We start from the raw sequence: 18,837 nt of genomic DNA, 5'->3' as shown, positions 1-18,837 counted from the left end.
GGTTCATTCAACATTTCTTTATACTCTTTTATTTGAGCGCTGTAGTAATAAGCCTGCGCTTTAAAATCATTGAAGTCTTTGGTAATACCGCCAGGCAGGTTGGTATATTTACTTAACGACTCCCTGATCTGCTGCTTGCGTTGTTGTATAAATGCTTTCACCTGTTCAGCCTGCTCAAGCTTACCCTGCAATTGATTCACCTGCGAAAGTGAGCCTTTCAGTTTGTCCTGCAGTTCTTTTGACTGGTCCAACAACGCATTGTTCTGCTCAAGGAACGTTAAACTGGTTTTAATACTGTCCAACATGGGAATATAACCACCGCCTCTCTTTGATACTTTATCTTCCGCAGATCTTAATTTGGCAATCATCTGCGTATATTCCTTTTCTGAATTGGCAAATAATTGTTTGGTTCCGGTAGGATCTATTCTGGCCAGTTTACGCTGCATTTTCTTCTCCTGGTTAAATAACTTTTGGAGATATTTTGCCGTTTGCTTCTTAACCCTGCCTTGCAGGTCATTATATTTGTTTTCAATCTTTAAAAAATAAGAAGAAGGGAAATTAAGGATGCTATCTGCAGAAAGTTTTGTTTCCTGGGCCACTCCCAACTTACCACAAAGCAGAGCGGTACATAAAACTAATAGAATAAGACTATATTTCATCAGGCATAGGTTTTATAAATTTTTCATATTCTGCATCGCCTTCATTTAGCTTAAAGCGCCTTTATTTTTTGAAATGCATCTGAGTCACGCCAAGGCGGGATCAGCCACACCGAAGAAGCATGGTCAATGTTCTTTAACAAATAAATTTCTATTACCTTATTTCTAAGCTGGAAGCTGTTGATAGTATAATTGCACTTGGCAGATCACTAAGTGGTGTAACGGAAGATTTTTCATGTGTGTGTAAGCGTTTGGTTAGGGATGAGGCAAATTTATAATAACAAGAGGCATGCAAAAAAAGTTGTTCGTCACAATTGACAAATGTGTCTTTCTGCTAATATACTTAATGACACAGGTGACAGGGCTGTAAAGTTATTAGGTGCGGTAATAAAGAAAAAGGCACGGACGATATAGATATAGGTAAAAAGTTGGAGAAATGGGAAGCCTTTTTACAATTGTCATCAACCCAACGCTGCCGAAAGACGCCCCGGGAGGCAAACGCCAATTTTTGGCGAAAAAATACTACCCGCAAAAAATGCAATCCCGCGATAGCTGCCGGTACTTCTACATATACCGATCTTTTGACTACATTGAATTCTTCTAGCTTTCGCAGGCTGAGGGTAAGTGTTCGATCGGTGACATTAGGTAAAAACATCTTCAATTCGCTAAACCTGAGCTTGCCATTCAGGCTTAAATCAATCTTTGATAACAAATGCTTTTAATTCTGCCATTTTACCATTTCTAAATTTCCAGACGTCGCAGAAAGAATAGCAAATGATCTTGCCATTCTTATCCTTCAATTTGATCCAGCCAATAGCTACCAGGTTTTCGCCTTCCTCGATAAACCTTTCGATCCGGAATGTCGATTCCTCGTATGCTGTGGCAAGATATTCACGTACCTTATCTTTACCTTCTATGGTACGATCGCCTACATATATCCATTTGGTATCTTCGGTACAATAAGTCAGGAACTCTTCATAGTTTCCTTTGCTGAAAGCTTGGTTAGCTTTTTCTAAAATCTCTCTGTTAGTCATTGTCTTGATGTTTTAATATGCTCTGCACCCTGAATGAGTGTAATGAATCATCACTGAAGTCCCGGCACCAGCCAAAATATTTAAGGAAAACAAGGTATCGGCGATGCGGGTGGCAAAATAAGTAAACGGTTGCTTGAAAAAAGGAGCAAGCATAATGGCGCTGGTTATGGAAGAAAGTGACGAAGCCAGTGTATCAAGCTGCGTAAACTTGGCGTAGAAGTTTACAATTGCAGATTTGCAAATGAGGTCTCATTTTAGGGGTATAAAAAATTATACAAGAAGAATAAAGCCATCGGCCTTGTAACAACAGCTATGTGACTTTGGTTTGTACAGCTGGATGTGTGTATAAATTAGATATAATCGTTGAGATAATAAAAAAGGAGCAGATTTGACTCTGCCCCTTAAAATAGTTATCTTCTAAAGACGAAATAATAAAAACTGAATTAAATGTAAATTTAACTTGTTAAGAAAAATCTAATAAAAAACAATAAGAACTAAAACGAGAGAGAAGATAACTACACATCTAATATACATTTATTTTTTCATGTAGCAAAGATTTATTTCGATTTTTTACCCAAATGAAAGCGCATTCGGCGGAAATTTTGTCGTCGCTGGAAGCTGTGCAGGTAAGAGGCCGTTAGCGATGACCGTTGTTATAAAAGACTGAAAAAGAACGCGGTAACTGTAAAGTTGTATAAAATGAAAAAAGGACCGCGCAAGCGATCCTTGATCCTGAGGTTCCGAGCAGACTTGTCAAAACCTCGTAGTATATTGAAAATCAAGTGTCGCTTTTTTAGTCGAGTAATGGTCGATCAAAAACAAGGTTTGTTACTCATTTTTGCTTCTTTAACAAGGTAAAACCCGATTATTTCAAACTTATGTGATCTTTTCGAATAGGCAGTTGCAAATGTGATTTCGATCACCTATGATTACATAAAGCGGAATAGAATGCGGCATTAGCAAATTTATGTATGAGAAAGAATATTTATTAGCTTTCCAAACGGATCACGCACATAAAACCGCCTTACCCCCCAAGGCTCGTCCGTCAGTTCATAATCAATCTTAAAGCCTGCATTCTTCATGGCAGTATAAATCAGAACTACATCTTCAACTTCAATAGACAAATCCGGAACAACCGTTCCTGACCCTCCCTCAGAAGCAAAGCTTATTTGGACACCCATTTTTGTTGTCGTACCATAGGTAACTATCCAACCATGGTTCATTAGTTCATTGAGCCCGAGAATATCTCCGTAAAATTTACGTGCGTCAATAACATTTGCAGCAGTGATATTAGCAACAATTCTTTTAACACCCATGTTCAATTTTAACAGCAAAAATAAAAGATTTAATGGCTAAAAATATGACTGCAAAATGGCTGTTCAACAGTTCGTTTACGAGGTTAGGGTACAGATGCGATCATTGAGCTACTGCGTCGTTCCCTATCATAATATGTAGGGCAGGAATCGATAACGCAAATTCATGGTCTTTCTCATCTTGCTTTCAACCGCTTCGCCAATACTTATTTACCTTTTGACTGGTGTACTATTTTTGATTTTAGTCATTGAAAAAATGTTTCTTAAAAAACTTTCCAATGCTAAATGAAACACTCATTGTTATACACATTGGGCAAATTCCAAATCTAAAAAATGTCAAAGCAACTTTTTTGTACCAGGGTAAATTTGCAGGAACAATTGGGCAACTTACTCCATCGCCTTCATATTCATTAATATTCAAAATACTTATGCTTTTTTTCATTGTCTGGTTGTTTTATTTATCCGAAAAAATGATAAATGCAAAGAGCAAGAAGGGTAATTGAAATGGTGCAAACGATTAGCTTTGTTCTTTTTTTCATATTGTTTGATTTGATATTTATACCAAAAAGAATAAGCTATCACCCGAAGAGAGCAATGATTGTCAGAAATTATTTTTTGCTTTCTCTTCTTATTTGTTCAATACACTTATACTTTTGATTGGAAGCTGTATGATTGTTTTTCCAGCCCATTTTTGTCATTAGGCTGTGCATGGGTTCATTGAGGTAAAAAATGGCTTTTAATATTCTTCTACAATTAGCTGTTATTTTTTGAAGCCAGCCAGATAGTTTATTTTCATCCTGGTTGGATTTTTCGTTGTCATCGGTTGGTAAATCGGCTAAGTAATATTCGTCAGCAACCATTATCCGTTGACTATCCCGTAATTTTTTAAGCCATAAATTTTTTGAAATGGAAAACACATATGTTTTAAGTGACGCTGTTAAAAGAAATTCGGGTTGCCTGATTTTGGTGAGCAGTACAATAACTGCTTCTTGAAATAAATCTTCTGCGTCTTGTTCGCTACCAGTGTTTTGTTTGATGTATTTGGCAACTAATGGGAAGCACTCTTCATATAAGCAGTCAAACGCTGCATTTTCTTCTTTTCTTAATTGGCTCAATAAGCTGTCATCTGATATTTCAGGCATACTTTCTAATATTTATCCATTCTTTATACCAAATTTCTGAAATTATCACCCGAATTGCCTTCAAGAGTGGATAAGATTTTAATCATTTACAGGTGTTGTCGTTAACTATCTCTTGCCAGTTCAATATTTATTAAATTAGATGTGTAAAACTTTTGAATTTCTACTAATTGTCTTATACGGAAGTCAATGGGCCACCCATTGAGGATGCTGGCTCTTCGCCAGGGTGGGTCGTGACTGCAACAGCGCGATAAATGATGTAGTTTTTTTATTTTCGAATTCATAAGCACGAATATTTTTTCAGCTTATTCTTTCCAAACCAACACGCCGGCCGGTTTCAAAGCTTTTTCACCTATCAGTATTTGGGCAGTTGGGGGAATATTCATTGTATAACTATCGGAAGAATAATTCACTGCCACATAAAATCCGTCCCGCCAGTACACGAATACGCCAGTGGGATAATTTTCAACAATTACGCCTGCACCACCATAAATTTCACGCAAAATATCTTTTTCCAGTTTGTCATCGTCTGTATCCACGCCAATATATGTTACAGTTCCTTTACCAACCTTGTGATTTACGACCGCAGCGTTGCCTTTATAAAACTGATTGTCATACGTTGCAAGTACTTCGGTATTCTGATCAGCGATCAATAAATCACCCCAGTTATTCCAGTTGTAATGAGCCGATTTGCTGAGGATGTCGCCTTTGGCGTAATTCGATAGCATATCGGTGGTTTTAACCCGGGCTCCTATAAGCCCCGAAATTGGCGCCGCCGTTTCCGCCTCCCAAAAGTGCCCCCTGCGATCTTTTGTTGCTGTTCGGCAGGTGATAATTAAATGTCCTCCGTTAGCCGCATAATCATTCCATTTTTTCACCAAAGCAGCATCCACCATTTCGTATGCCGGAACTATTACAAAATTATATTTCGACAGATCGGCAGTTTCAGAGATAATATCGACCGGTGCGCCAAACGACTTTGCTATTTCCAGGAATTTTATCGGGTAATTCCAGGTGTCCCATTGCCCGGTTTGTTTTTGTCTTTCAATAGTCCAGTAATTTTCCAGGTTCCAAAGAATAGCGGTTGACCGTGCAGCCACTCTTTCCGGCATTTTAACACCTGGGCTATATTGTTTCCGAAGCTCTTTGATTTCCGCCATGAATTGCATGTAGTCTTCTCCACCCGGCGAAGGCGTTACACCATCGGGCAGCATAATTCCGGCATGGTATTGCTCTGCGCTGTAATTGATCTGCCGGAACCGGTATGAACAGGCTAGTTTTCCACCCGCTGCAAAACTGTGGTACAACCACATCCGCACCGTACCTGGTAAAAGCAGCGGATTATAGCTGCCCCAGTTTACCGGCCCGGGCTGAATCTCCATCACTCCAGACACTCCACCAACTGACTTGTAATAATCAGCGGCAAAGAGAATTATTTTACTATTGCCCAGCCTGAATCCGAGATCGCCGATATTGTCACTTCCACCATTTGGATACGCTGTATAGGTAGCAAAATCAAGTTTTTTTGTGCGCACGGCATCGGAACCTGTAGAAACTGCCGTATAATTGGTAGTAATGTATTGATGCTTTGAAATGTAGTTCCGCAATATATCTGCCTGTAAATCGAGGAATTCGGCCTGGGCGTCTGCTGAATAACGCTTGAAATCAAGTAAAGCATGCGGATTATTACCCCACCACCCGACCAGGTTCGTATTTGGGATGATCACCTGATCGAAACTATTAAACCATTGGCTCCAGAAAGCGGCTCCCCAGGCAGTATTTAATGCATCAATTGTTTTGTATTTCTTCTTTAACCATATTCTGAATGCCTGCTGCGACGAAGGACTATAATCAGGAATTGCACCTGGTTCGTTATCCAGTTGCCAACCGATCACGTTTTTATTCTGCCCGTAACGTTTAGCCATTTCAGCTACAATTTTTGCCACAAAACTGCGGTACTTCTGATTGACAACTGAACCCAGGCCGCGGGTGCCATTCTCTCCCCGTATATAATGGCCATCCATAATGAAAGTTTCGGGGTAATGTATGCGCATCCAGGTTGGAGTGGTTGCAGAAGGTGTACATAAAAGAACTTTCAAATGATACTTAACGCAAAGGTTCACTACCTTATCAAGCCAGGCAAAATTGAATTTCCCTTCAATGGGTTCCATTTTAAACCAGGCAAACTCGGCGAGATGAACAAATTCATAACCCATTGCAGCTATCTTACTGATATCTCTCTCCCATTGGTTTTCACTCCAGTGCTCAGGATAATAATAAATACCGGTAGTGACGAGGTTACTGTCTGGGAAAAAACGGGCAGCATTTTGCTGTGATTTTAACGTTAACCCGGTTATAAAAACAGCAATAATAAAAAAAACAATTTTGATCATGATGTGCGTGTTATGCGATCTTTCTCAATAGATTTAAACGGTATTGATAAAAAAATGTCTCTTAATTAGTAATAATATCTACTTCAGCATATCCTGTGTTATCATTGCCCTGCGTATTGTTCAATGCCCGGAATTTGATATACCGGATCTTTTTCGTCGCAAACCTTTTGGTTTGCCATAAAGGGTTGTTTTTGATATTGGAGAATTCGCCCTGGTCTACCAGTTTCCATTCTATATTATCCGCTGAAACATAAAACTGATAGTGAGTGATGATGCCGGGATTCCACATATCAGTATCTGGCAGGTACCTGAATCCACATACATTTTCTTTCCTACCTAAATCAATTACCAGATCAACAGGCATTTTTTTATCTCCGGCCTGATGCCATGAAGTGGCTGAATTACCATCAATGATCACGTAAGCCTTTTCATCTTCCAATCCTACAATTTTCCAATCCTTCCTGGGAATGTCGAATTTTTCGTAAGCAACCGGGCTGCTTTTCCCCGAAGTTTTATCAAAAGCTATTGCCTTTATTTCCAGTTTCCCGTGTGTTTGAAAAGGGCCGTTATATTTTTTTGATTTCGGGCTAGGTATACTTCCGTTCAAAGTGTAGTAAACAACCGATTCTGCATCAACCGGCGTCATGTTCACTTCACCGGATTGATCTCGGATAATGGCAGGTGCCGCCACTATCAGTTTATATGTATCCGGCCAGTCGTAATAGGTTGTGCGGTCTATCTTCCGGTTTTCATTAGCACCACCATAATACCCGGTACCACCATTAGCGCCATCAAACCATATTTCAAAAATGGGTCCGTAGCTTGTGAGCAACTCTGTGAGTTGGTTGCGGAAATAAGTGATATATTCCGGTTTCCCATAATCAGGATGGTTCCTGTCCCATGGCGACAAATAGATACCCAATTTCAACCCATATTCTTTACAGGCATTGGCCATTTCTCGCACGACATCGCCTATCCTTCGCTCCTCCAGTTAAATTTCTTAATGCACAACCGCGTAATGGGCTTTAAGATATCAAACATTAATGCCGCCTTTTTTAAGCGTTAATCGTGATGTCAAATCCCTTTCGCGTTCTCTTGAACTCCTCTGCGGATCTTGAAAGGGATACTGCTGTGCCCATAAGTTTAGCGACGAGATAAAGCCTGCAATTACAAAAAATACTTTTTTCATTTTGCTTAATATGTTTCAGCCTAAAAAGCTAATAAATGAGCCCGGTTGAAAAGACACAGGACTCGCTGCCAAAAAGTCACTAATGCTGAAGCAAGGAATTAGCAAAGCATAACAGCGGTTTCTTCATAGACAGCAATTTTTAGCCTTAAGAAGACTGTAAATCTATGGCAGGGTTGATAAAAACAGGGGAGTCAAATGATGCAAATTAGAGACTTAAATGATGATTCATGTCGATCCTTAACAGCTAAGCCGATCTTCTTCTTATTTGTGTAACAGTATTGGATATGAATAATACAGGTACTGCGTTCCCGTGGACGAAAACAACCTGGCTTAATAGGATACAACATACTTTTTCGGCATAACTATTCATTTTTGAATTTAAAAATCCCTCGATCACTGTTCAACCAATCGTCGAGTAATGGTCGAGTAAATACGCCGGGTTAACTATGTTATGGAGATATAAAGGTAAGAAGCCGTTAGCGATGACCGTTGCTATAAAAGACTGAAAAAGAACACGGTAACTATTAAATTATATAAAAAAAAGGACCGCGATTAAGCGATCCTTGATCGTGAGGTTCCGAGCAGATTCGAACTGCTGTAAAAGGTTTTGCAGACCTCTGCCTAGCCACTCGGCCACGGAACCGTATTTTTATTTTATTCCGTTGCAAAGGTTTTGAGACCTCTGCCTATCCGCCAGCCGGCGGACACGGAACCGTATTTTTATTTTCTTCCGTTGCAAAGGTTTTGAGACCTCTGCCTATCCGCCAGCCGGCGGACACGGAACCGTATTTTTATTTTCTTCCGTTGCAAAGATTTTGAGACCTCTGCCTATCCGCCAGCCGGCGGACACGGAACCGTATTTTTATTTTCTTCCGTTGCAAAGGTTTTGAGACCTCTGCTTACCCGCCAGCCGGCGGACACGGAACTTTGTATTTCCCTCGTTTCGAACGAGGTGTGCAAAAGTAGGATATTTGTCGGATATTTGGAACAACCTTTTTAATCCTTTTTTTATGCAACGCATCCAGGAGTCGGAATTGATTATCAACAAACGGGGAGCGGTGTACCATCTAGACCTTCGGCCGGAAGAACTGGCACATACTGTTATCACCGTAGGCGACCCCGACCGGGTGACGGCCGTCAGTAAATATTTCGACCGCATTGAACATAAACGCAACCACCGCGAATTCATCTCCCATACCGGTTTCCTGGGTAAAACAAGGCTTACCGTCATTTCCACCGGCATTGGCCCCGATAATATTGACATTGTATTGAACGAACTCGATGCACTGGTGAATATCGACCTCACCACCCGTACCATCAGACCTCAGCTCACGCCCCTGAATATTATCCGGGTGGGCACTTCCGGCGCCCTGCAGGCCGATATCCCCACCGACAGTTTTGTGGTTTCCACCCATGGCCTGGGCATAGATAACCTGCTCAACTTCTACCGGTACGATGAGAATGAGGAGGAAAAAGCTTTATTACAATCGTTCATTACGCAAACGCAGCTCAATCACCGCATCTCTCAACCCTATATTTGCGGAAGCAGCGCCCATCTCATTAAACATTTCGTCAATAACTTCCACCACGGCATTACGGTCACCTGTCCGGGGTTTTATGGCCCGCAGGGCCGCATTTTACGGCTCGGACTCAGCAATCCGCAGCTGATCGACCGCCTGACGCAATTCAGCTTTGGGCCGCATCGCATAACCAACTTCGAAATGGAGACCTCCGGCATCTATGGTTTGGGTAAACTGCTCGGGCACCATTGCCTGTCGATCAGCGCAATTGTCGCCAACCGGGTCACCAGGCAATTCTCAAAAGACAGCCAGGCGGCCATTGAACAACTGATCAAAAGGACGCTCGATACTATCAGCGAGTGGTAAATGGCTAGTGGGAAGTGGGACACTTAATTGGGAAACATATTTTCTCCATCCTAATATTTAAGGAATGTTAAAGCTTTCGCACAAAACGCTGGACGTTTATCAAATCGCCCTGAAACTTGTTAATGATGTATATAATGTCACAAGACAATTTCCGAAAGAAGAACAATATATTATAGTTACCCAATTGCGTAGGGCTGCTATTTCGGTTTGTAGTAATATTGCAGAAGGAGCTGCGAGAATTTCCAAATTTGAGAAAAAGAGGTTTTATGAAATTGCCAGAAGCTCAGTAGTCGAGATCGATACTCAATTTGAGATTGCAGCCAATTTGAGATATTTGCAAAACATCGATATTAAATCGCTTGAAAACCATTTAATATCTGTATTCAGGATCCTTTGTAAAATGATAGACAATTTAGATAAATAATCTAGCGGCTAACCTACTAGCCACTAGCCACTTACTACTAGCTATGGATATAATATTTCACAAATACCAGGGAACAGGAAACGACTTTGTTATTCTGGACAACCGCGACGAACGTTACAACGGATTAACGGTAGAACAGGTGCGCTTTTTGTGCAACCGCCGTTTTGGGATCGGCGCCGATGGGCTCATGTTACTGAACAACGCCAACGGCTTTGATTTTGAAATGAAATATTACAATGCCGATGGCCGCGAAAGCACCATGTGCGGTAATGGCGGCCGCTGCCTGGTGAAGTTTGCCTACAACATCGGTATCCGTAAAGAAAAATACAATTTCATCGCTGTCGATGGTCCGCATGAGGCCGAGATAGATGATGACGGCACCGTTAGCCTCAAAATGAAAGATGTGTCTAGCGTTAACAATTACCACAGTGATTTTATCGTAGATACCGGCTCGCCCCACTATATTAAACTCACTTCCAATGTGTGGGATTATGATGTTTACAAAAAAGGGAAAGACATCCGCTACAGCAACGCATTCGCCAAAGAAGGCATTAATGTGAATTTCGTAGAGCAGAAAAATGACGATGAAATAATAGTACGCACCTACGAACGGGGTGTGGAAGATGAGACCCTGTCCTGCGGTACCGGCGTTACCGCCAGCGCCCTGGTTTGTTATCATAACGAACGGGGTTTCAACGATGTAACTGTTCAAACCCGCGGGGGTAAACTAACCGTTGAATTTGACCGCGTGGATGACGACACCTATGAGAATATCTGGTTGTGCGGCCCCGCCGAGAAAGTTTTTGAAGGCTCGGTATCAATGGGCAATAGACAATAGGCAATAAACAATAGGCAAAAGGCAATAACCAATAGACTATAGGTAAATAGCAGTAGGACAAAAGGGCGATTAGCGATTGATAAGGAAGCCCTATTATCGGCAATCCCTGCCAATTGCCGATAGCCAATTGCAAAATGGGTTTCCCTTGCCAATTGACATTTGTCTATTACCTTTGCGCCGCCTATGATTCAGTACTTCAAGAATATTAATAAACAAACCATAGCGATCGATAAGCCCGACAATGGGTCCTGGGTGAACATTCTGCCGCCGCTGAAACAGGAGGAATTCAGTGAATTGTCAAACGCCTTGGATATTCCGCTCGACTTCCTGACCGACTCGCTGGATATTGATGAAAGAACCCGTTTTGAAGAAGCTGATAATGTGAAGCTGGTGGTTATAAAAACCCCCACCGAAAACAACTCCTTTAACGAAAGCGACGCCTACTATATCACCATTCCCATCTGTATCATCATTACCCACAACCAGATCGTAACGGTAAACTCATTTGAGAATGGCGCTATCAAAAAGTTCCTGAACACCTTTCAGAACCGGCATCCCGATAACCGGAAAATGATGGTGCTGAAGATCATTGAAAAGATCATTCAGACCTACCTGGAATTCCTGAAAGAGATCAATCAACGAAGAAATATCCTGGAGCAAAAGCTTTATGCCGCCAGCCGGAACGAGCAGTTGCTGCAGCTGATGCGCATCCAGAAAAGCCTCGTGTATTTTGTTACGGCCCTTCGCTCAAACGAGATGCTCCTGATGAAGATAGAACGCACCAATTTCCTGGGTTTGAATGAAGACGAAAAAGAGTTTCTGAACGACCTTATCGTTGATAACGCCCAGGCATTGGAAATGTCGAACATCTACACCAACATCTTAAGCAGTACCCTCGATGCATTTGCGAGCATCATTGCCAATAACCAGAACGAAGTGTTGAAACGGTTGTCGGTGATCACCATCGTGTTAACCCTGCCCGTACTGGTAGCCAGTATCTATGGCATGAACGTGCCCATCCCCTACGCGCACTCGCCCTTCGCCTTCTATATACCCGTATTCTTATCACTGGTGATATCGCTGGTGATCGGCTGGTTCTTTTTGAAAAAGAAAATATTTTAAGCATAACGCCGAACGCTCATTGCTTAACGCTACAAGGCTTAAATAATTACGCGTTTAGCTTTCAGCTTTTTAGTAATAATAACCAACTCCGCTATGTTTAGTATCAGAGTATACGGCATCCTGATCGACGAAAACAAACAGGTTCTCGTTAGTGATGAATTGATCCGCGGTGGATATTACACCAAATTTCCCGGCGGCGGACTCGAGTTTGGTGAAGGCACCCGTGATTGTTTGAAAAGAGAGTTCAAAGAAGAAATGGACCTCAACGTACATGTTGGCGAACATATCTATACCACCGATTATTTCCAGATCAGTGCATTCAATCCTAGCCACCAGATCATTTCTATATACTACTACGCTCATCCGCTGGAACCCATTAAAGCGCCCCTGCGTCAAAAACCGTTTGACTTCGATGAACAGCAAATGGCCATGTATAAAGAAAAAGGAGAAACAGAAACTTTCCGCTTCATCAACTGGAATGACTTTTCAGAAGAATCTGTTTCTCTGCCCATCGACAAGATCGTAGTCAAAATGCTGAAAGCACTATAATGGTTGGTTGGGTCACGCTGTTGCTTGGGTCATACGCCCTTTAAAATATATGGTTAAAACGCCAGGCCGGGAAAATGCCTGCAAAATAAGTCTCCATCTTTTTTTCTTTGCGGCCCGGCAACGGCCCCATTCTCTTTACAAAACGAACAGGCAAAGTGGCCAGCACACCCTCTTTATCATACATGTAAATAAAGCCGCTGCTGCTGATCCCAAACACATACCCGGTGCCCTCGCCTACCGCTTCCTGGTCTTGCCGTGAAGGCCCCTGTACATAATTGATATACCGGGTTTGACTGGTTTGTGAAAAGGCCACACGATTGTGCTGGTGCAACTGATCGCGGTTACCGCTCACGGCGTGTTCTACGTATCCTTGAGGATGACTATGATAATACACTAACGCCTTTTGTTTGATCGTCAAGGTAGCGCCCTGCAACCAACGGGGATCCGACAATGCTCCGCTAATGCAGGTCACTGTGCCATCAGGATATACTACCCCGCCATGTTCCTGATGCCGGCTGTCAATGCCTGTACAACGAACCAAAATATTTTCGTACATGCGGCGCAGGGTTCGTTTGTCCAGCACAGGTATAATGTTTTGTTGTACAAGAGGATCAGTGAGCTTGCCATGTTTTATCAATCTCGCCACTTTCCTGGCCACCGGCTTTGGAATATTAATCACCGTGGCTGTATTATACCCGTCGCTCAACTGTATGGTTGAATCATCCATTGGTACATCATGAAATATTTCAGGCGCTGTTTTTTTTGTCCTTATTATGTAGCTGCCGCGTTTGAGTGCATGCATATCCCGCCACAACAGCCTGCCACGTTCGTTATAATAAAAGGCCGTGTCAGTTGGACTGGCACCCGCGAAAACAAGATCAGGCCGAAGTATTGAAAGGGACACAAGAATGTAATAGATGGGCTTGACGGAGATACATGAAAAAAGATATTTTTTCATATAGAATAAGGTTTACAGTAAAAAAATATAAACTTGTTACAACTCCGGGAATGAGTGACTTCAATACATGGTTGGTTAAAAAAAATGTAACTCCTGGTAGTGCGGCAATTCCTGGCTAAGCATTTAAACTGTGCAGTATAACAACGAACGGGCTGCAATATTAAGCTGTATAAATTGTTCAACCAAATTTACAGTACTCAGAAAACACTTATGTGACTTAATCTCTTCTTAAGGTTTATATAAGGAACTGATAACGATTAATTAATTTGTCACATAGTTACACACTGCGATCACCAGTAATGATATTCTATTTTTTCTTTACGCAGAACCGGTTAACAAAGAAGTTCTCGCTGCTGCAATGGAGCGGCAACCGCAGCACCCATTTTTCCGTAAAAATTATAACAGCTGGAAAATCCGGTGTTTTCACCTTTTTTAAAGCAGTAATTAATTAGTGATAGCTATTCTTGTAAAAACGCTGAACAATTTAACGGGTCGTGAAAGAAAGCAATGGTTTTGGTTAACCGGGCTCTCCCTGGTTATCAGCCTGGCCGACATTACCTCCCTGGTTCTCTTGTTGTACATCATTCATTTTTATACACAACCTGTTGATGCCATTAGCACATTCGCTCCCTTGTTGGGCGAACAGCTGGCAAAAAGCCTGTTCGATCGTTCGTCATTGCTCCTCATAACGATATTCTTTTTATTGTTCAGCCTGAAGAACCTGGCGGCTTATTTCATCAACAGCTGGCAAACCCGCTTCGTGCACCAGGTGGCTTCCCGCATTTCGCGCAACAATATGCAGCAATACCTGGAAGGGAATTATTCCGAATATATTCATACCGATTCCTCCCAATTCATCCGCACCATCAGCCTGCAACCACTTGAGTTCAGTCAGCATGTGCTGGCGCCCATGCAACAATTATTTACAGAAATTGTGCTGATCCTCTTATCCATCGCGGCCATTCTCCTGTTCAATGCACAGCTCTTCCTGTTGCTGTTGATCATTCTGTTGCCACCGGTGATCCTTGCCGCCTGGCTCACCAAAAGAAAACTCCATACTGCCCGTAACTATATTAAGAGCAGCCGTACCGGGATGTGGCAACGCCTCCATGAATCCATAGCCGGCTTTGTAGAAAGTAATATTTACAACAGGAATCATTTTTTTGCCGAACGGTATGCCGCCGCCCAACAAACACTCAATCAACATCAATCTACCCTTCTGTCGTTACAGGCGCTGCCCGCCCGGCTGGCTGAAGTATTTGCGGTATTTGGTTTACTGGTATTGATAATGATCAGTAACCAGGCAGCTAATACCACCTATGCTGCACAGATCGTAACGCTGGGTGCTTTTATGGCTGCTGCCTATAAGATCATTCCGGGTATCGCCCGCATCCTGAATGCAACCGGGCAGATCAGAACCTATGCGTTTACGACTAATAACCTGGTTCAACAGAACAATGCAACAAAAACATCGTCAGCCCAAACGCCGCCGCCCATTCATTCTATAACACTGGAGCAGATAAGTTTCACCTATGGGAAACAGGTTGTTCTGAATAATTTCTCCTGTAGGTTTCAACAAGGTGATCTCATTGGCATCGATGGGTTTTCCGGTAAAGGAAAAACCACCCTCTTACATATTCTACTGGGATTTATTACTCCGCAAAGCGGACGCCTGTGTATAAATGAACAACCGGTCAATACCGAAGAACGCAAACAATACTGGCCGCAAATTGCCTATGTAAAACAACAACCTTTTTTTATGTACGATACATTACTGGCGAACATTACTTTGGATGGCCAGCATTATCATCAACAACGGCTGCATAAAGCGCTCGATACAGCCGGTATTTCAGCGTGGATGCCATCATTGCCGGCCGGTATCTACACCCTGCTTACAGAGAACGCGAAGAACATCAGCGGCGGACAGCGCCAACGTATTGCCCTTGCCCGGGCATTATATAAAGAAGCAAACGTGCTGCTCCTCGATGAACCATTCAGCGAACTGGACGAAAAAGCAGAAGAAAAACTATTACAGCATTTGCAACAGCTGGCCGCTTCGGGCAAAATTGTTATCCTGATCACCCACAATAAAACAAGCCTGCAGGCATGTAGTAAGATCATTTCACTGTAAATCACAAGATGCAAATCACAAGATCCAAATCTCAAGATCCAGGGAAATACCAATATCAATATTTAAAAACCAAATAAAAAACGAAATATTAAATAACAAGTTGGTTCCTGCTGCTGGTTCCTGGGATTTGTTTTTTCGTATTTATTATTTGGTCCTTGGTTCTCGGTGCTTGGAATTTGTTTCTTGGTGCCTGGTTCCTGGAATTTGTGTTTTAGTATTTATTATTTGGTTCTTGGTGTTTGGTTCTTGGTGTTTGGTTCTTGGTGCTTGGTTTTAGTGAATTGATAGCAACCGCCCCCGCATTTTTATCGTATTACCACACACTAAACGCTATATAGTGCAATTACCCGCCAATCGAAAATTGGACAAGTTCCTTGGTTACTGCCTGATCGCTTTGTTGCTGCCGGCAACCCGGTTGCTGGGTAATATCATGCGTAGGGATCACCAACTGCAGGAACCGCCCCGTTACCTTTTATTTATTAAACTATTGGGTCTCGGCAGCCTGATAGTGGCCACAGATCCCATTCAGACACTTCGGCAAAAAATGCCGACCACCCGTTTCATCCTGTTAACCGATTCCAATATTGCCAAAGGCATTGAACCATTCCACGTCTTTGATGAAATATGGCCCGTTGACACGAACAGCCTGGCCATCACCATCCGCAAATCCTTAAAGTATATCTTGTTCTCATGGCGGCTGAAAAAATTATGGGTAGCCGACCTGGAAGTGTATTCCAAACTCACAACCGTGTACGCCTTATTCACGCTGGCCAGAAACCGCTTTGGATTTCATTTACGCCCGGTATTCTTCCGGAAATTCCTCAACACCCATAACATTCCTTTTAACCAGGGCGCCTGCCTCGAAGATAATTACTGGCGTATGGCCCAGGTGATCGCCAATACCGATGATCTATCCATAACCGGACAACCTCCCACTGTTCGTTCAAACGAATGGGAAAAGCCATACATCATTTTAAATAATACCTGTAGTAATCTGGCGCTGGTACGTAAACTGCCCGATAAAACGGTAGCAGCCATTTGCACCTGGATCCTGACGTTTACTCATTACCGCATCGCTTTTCTGGGCACCATCAACGACAAAACCGCCATCAACCGGTTCATTGATCAGTACCTGCCGGCATATAAGCAAGAAGGCAAATTAACCAACATTGCCGGCACACTCGATTTTGAAGCATATTACCACTTTATAGCCGACAAAGCCGCCTGTATGGTGACCATTGATAGCGGCCCTTTACATATTGCCCGTAAACTCGGTTTGCCTACTATTTCTGTATGGGGCCCCACCAACCCCGGGAGTTATCTAAAAATTCCACCTGGGCAGGAAAAAAGACATCTGTATTGTTATAATAAAATCGCCTGCTCACCCTGTGTACATCATCATGAACAATTACCCTGCGGCGGCAACAATGTCTGTATGAAAAAAATAGCTGCTGAAGAAGTCATTGAAAAGATCAGCCGGCTGCTTGCATATCATTCTACAACAGTCAGTCTTCGCAGTGTATAAAATCCAAAACCGCGGTTTTTATCCGAGAGATAGATAATGTCCCTTCCATTTACCAGCATAGCCTGCCGTTTACGATCAGGCGTAGCTGTAAGCTGTTTATTGCCGAAATACACCTGGTTGTTTTGTATGTGCACCTGTTGTGTTGAATAACTGTTTACAATATAATTAGTAAACGTTTCATGTTTTCCTTTATCATCCCGGTAATAATACATCAGTTTATTGTTTGCAATGGTATAATCATAAACCAGGGGTAATTCTTCGGTCAGTAAATAGTGGCTGTTATCCGGGCGACCGATCATTTTACCCGCATCTGCCAGTAATAACAATGCGGCCACTATAAAAAATGGCTTTATTGGAAACCGCATACGGGCTTCCAACATTAATACACCGAACAACAACAGCATCAAATACAACCGGGGAAATTGCAGCAAAACCGGCCAGCCCCTTAACGCCTGTACCGGAATAACGCAAATGAAAAATACCAGCACCATACCAGTGTATAAATAAACGCGTTTGCTGTTGGCCAAAGCAAGCAATGGTATCAATAAAAGGATCAATGAATAAGTGCTGCCATTCGGCGACAACAGTAAGCTGCCAGTTATCCAGGCGGCAAATGCGGCCACATCGGTTACTTTTCTCTGTACTGTAATGCCAATACAGCAAGCCAGGATCAGCGCTTTAAATAAAGCCATGCATACGATAAACAGTGGCGTACTATTAATAACAGCGTGCGGATTTTGAACAGGATCAAATACCAACAAATTCTTCAACAACATAAAAGCCGATTGAAACAGCCATGTATAACTATCATTCAATTCACCACTGTTCGCCCGTGGCAATATAGTAAACACATAATACTGCCACGGCGCCCACCCGTTTATTGATAAAGTGACCAGCGCCAACAACAAACATGCAGCTATACAATACAGAAGCTGCCTGTATTGTTTCTTTGCCAACAGGAATAACAGGATCACCAGGGGAAATAATTTAAAACAAATGGCCCCTGCCCACAAAAATGCTGCCCCCACCATTTTCCCCTTTTTGTAAGCCATGCAGCCTTCGAGCAGCAAGGCGGTCAACAACAGGTAGGCCTGTCCAAAAAAAATGTTATTCCGCAAAGGAATAAAGAAAAGCACCGGTATCAGCCAGCTTATCCACACGGGAACAGCTAAATATTTAATCGTTCGCGCCGCAGCAAATACAAACAGGGCGGCTGATACGATATTAAAAACGATCCTCGCCATCCCTACCGGCAACAACAGGAAAGGCGCCAGCACGATGGACGTAAATGGCGGGAAAGGCGTGTATGATACAAAAATGCCGGTGTAACCTTCGCGGGCGATCAATGCGTTCAACGCCCATGTTTCATAAACCGTGGTATAATTCCCCTTCAACAATTCCCTGCTCCCGAAATAGTAACCGGCAAAATCACCAAATGGCGCATCAGCCGCCTTATAAATAAAATATCCCAGCAATGCCGCCAGGAAAAAGACCGGGTAATATGGAGTGGATGGTTTAATGATTATCAATACGAAGAGCTTATCCGGAAGGTTGTTTGTTGCTGTAGATATCAATGGGTCAATGGCGAAATTAGTTGCCGGTCGCCGGGCTCCAGTTCCCAGGGATCAGCCCGCATTGTCTGTGGATTGCCGGTAACGAAGGCAAAGACAAAGCAACGTT

The 18,837-nt window shown here is 42.5% G+C and carries 17 protein-coding genes and 1 tRNA gene; 7 read left to right on the top strand and 11 right to left on the bottom strand.

What is annotated here, in order from left to right; translation table 11 throughout:
• From JUB15_RS16005 to JUB15_RS15965, 9 genes are all read right to left on the bottom strand, one after another.
• On the bottom strand, positions 1-659 hold a 659-nt coding region (locus tag JUB15_RS16005), incomplete at its 3' end, for a coiled-coil domain-containing protein (RefSeq protein ID WP_500778633.1).
• 340 nt (positions 660-999) lie between these two features.
• Positions 1,000-1,368: a winged helix-turn-helix transcriptional regulator gene (locus JUB15_RS16000; RefSeq protein ID WP_255539638.1), complete on the bottom strand. Its 369-nt coding sequence runs from the start codon at positions 1,366-1,368 to the stop codon at positions 1,000-1,002.
• Positions 1,352-1,690 carry a nuclear transport factor 2 family protein gene (locus tag JUB15_RS15995; RefSeq protein WP_207513490.1) on the bottom strand — a complete coding sequence of 113 codons (339 nt, stop codon included), beginning with the start codon at positions 1,688-1,690 and terminating at the stop codon, positions 1,352-1,354. Before JUB15_RS15995 ends, JUB15_RS16000 begins: the two co-directional genes overlap by 17 nt.
• Before the next feature lie 965 nt (positions 1,691-2,655).
• Complete coding sequence (locus JUB15_RS15990) at positions 2,656-3,006, bottom strand: VOC family protein (protein ID WP_207513489.1); 351 nt, start codon at positions 3,004-3,006, stop codon at positions 2,656-2,658.
• 238 nt (positions 3,007-3,244) lie between these two features.
• The gene (locus tag JUB15_RS15985; protein WP_207513488.1) at positions 3,245-3,445 is read right to left on the bottom strand and encodes a hypothetical protein; all 201 of its coding nucleotides are present in this window, start codon (positions 3,443-3,445) and stop codon (positions 3,245-3,247) included.
• Between the two features lie 166 nt (positions 3,446-3,611).
• Complete coding sequence (locus tag JUB15_RS15980; RefSeq protein WP_207513487.1) at positions 3,612-4,145, bottom strand: RNA polymerase sigma factor; 534 nt, start codon at positions 4,143-4,145, stop codon at positions 3,612-3,614.
• 302 nt (positions 4,146-4,447) lie between these two features.
• Positions 4,448-6,535 (bottom strand): beta-galactosidase, encoded by a 2,088-nt coding sequence (locus JUB15_RS15975; RefSeq protein WP_207513486.1) that lies wholly within the window; start codon positions 6,533-6,535, stop codon positions 4,448-4,450.
• Between the two features lie 61 nt (positions 6,536-6,596).
• Complete coding sequence (locus JUB15_RS15970) at positions 6,597-7,499, bottom strand: discoidin domain-containing protein (RefSeq protein ID WP_369411543.1); 903 nt, start codon at positions 7,497-7,499, stop codon at positions 6,597-6,599.
• Positions 7,500-8,296: 797 nt separating this feature from the next.
• A tRNA-Cys gene (locus tag JUB15_RS15965) sits at positions 8,297-8,367 on the bottom strand.
• Between the two features lie 367 nt (positions 8,368-8,734).
• Here JUB15_RS15965 and JUB15_RS15960 point away from each other — a divergent pair.
• The 5 genes from JUB15_RS15960 to JUB15_RS15940 all read left to right on the top strand — a co-directional run bounded on the left by JUB15_RS15960 (position 8,735) and on the right by JUB15_RS15940 (position 12,543).
• Positions 8,735-9,610, top strand: coding sequence for a nucleoside phosphorylase (locus JUB15_RS15960; RefSeq protein WP_207513485.1), 876 nt, complete (start codon positions 8,735-8,737; stop codon positions 9,608-9,610).
• Positions 9,611-9,674: 64 nt separating this feature from the next.
• On the top strand, positions 9,675-10,034 hold the full coding sequence (locus tag JUB15_RS15955) for a four helix bundle protein (RefSeq protein WP_207513484.1): 360 nt from the start codon (positions 9,675-9,677) through the stop codon (positions 10,032-10,034).
• Positions 10,035-10,077: 43 nt separating this feature from the next.
• A complete protein-coding gene (gene dapF, locus JUB15_RS15950) occupies positions 10,078-10,872 on the top strand; it encodes a diaminopimelate epimerase (protein WP_207513483.1) in 795 nt (264 codons plus the stop codon).
• Between the two features lie 183 nt (positions 10,873-11,055).
• A complete protein-coding gene (locus JUB15_RS15945; RefSeq protein WP_207513482.1) occupies positions 11,056-11,994 on the top strand; it encodes a magnesium transporter CorA family protein in 939 nt (312 codons plus the stop codon).
• 93 nt (positions 11,995-12,087) lie between these two features.
• Positions 12,088-12,543: an NUDIX domain-containing protein gene (locus tag JUB15_RS15940; RefSeq protein ID WP_207513481.1), complete on the top strand. Its 456-nt coding sequence runs from the start codon at positions 12,088-12,090 to the stop codon at positions 12,541-12,543.
• A 40-nt stretch (positions 12,544-12,583) separates the two neighbouring features.
• On the opposite strand, the gene JUB15_RS15935 is transcribed toward JUB15_RS15940, so the two are convergent.
• Entirely contained in the window at positions 12,584-13,501 is a 918-nt protein-coding gene (locus JUB15_RS15935; RefSeq protein WP_207513480.1) for a hypothetical protein, read from the bottom strand.
• Positions 13,502-13,952: 451 nt separating this feature from the next.
• Between JUB15_RS15935 and JUB15_RS28790 the strand changes: the two genes are divergently transcribed.
• Both JUB15_RS28790 and JUB15_RS15925 read left to right on the top strand, forming a co-directional pair.
• Positions 13,953-15,632: an ATP-binding cassette domain-containing protein gene (locus tag JUB15_RS28790; protein ID WP_207513479.1), complete on the top strand. Its 1,680-nt coding sequence runs from the start codon at positions 13,953-13,955 to the stop codon at positions 15,630-15,632.
• Positions 15,633-15,993: 361 nt separating this feature from the next.
• Positions 15,994-17,157 carry a glycosyltransferase family 9 protein gene (locus JUB15_RS15925; RefSeq protein WP_207513478.1) on the top strand — a complete coding sequence of 388 codons (1,164 nt, stop codon included), beginning with the start codon at positions 15,994-15,996 and terminating at the stop codon, positions 17,155-17,157.
• Here JUB15_RS15925 and JUB15_RS15920 read toward each other — a convergent pair.
• Entirely contained in the window at positions 17,124-18,686 is a 1,563-nt protein-coding gene (locus JUB15_RS15920; protein WP_207513477.1) for a glycosyltransferase family 87 protein, read from the bottom strand. The two genes, JUB15_RS15925 and JUB15_RS15920, sit on opposite strands and share 34 nt — an antisense overlap.
• Positions 18,687-18,837: the final 151 nt, after the last annotated feature.

This window comes from Longitalea luteola (assembly GCF_017356035.1).
Lineage (GTDB): Bacteria > Bacteroidota > Bacteroidia > Chitinophagales > Chitinophagaceae > Niastella > Niastella luteola.
This window is presented reverse-complemented; position numbering and strand designations above follow the sequence as displayed.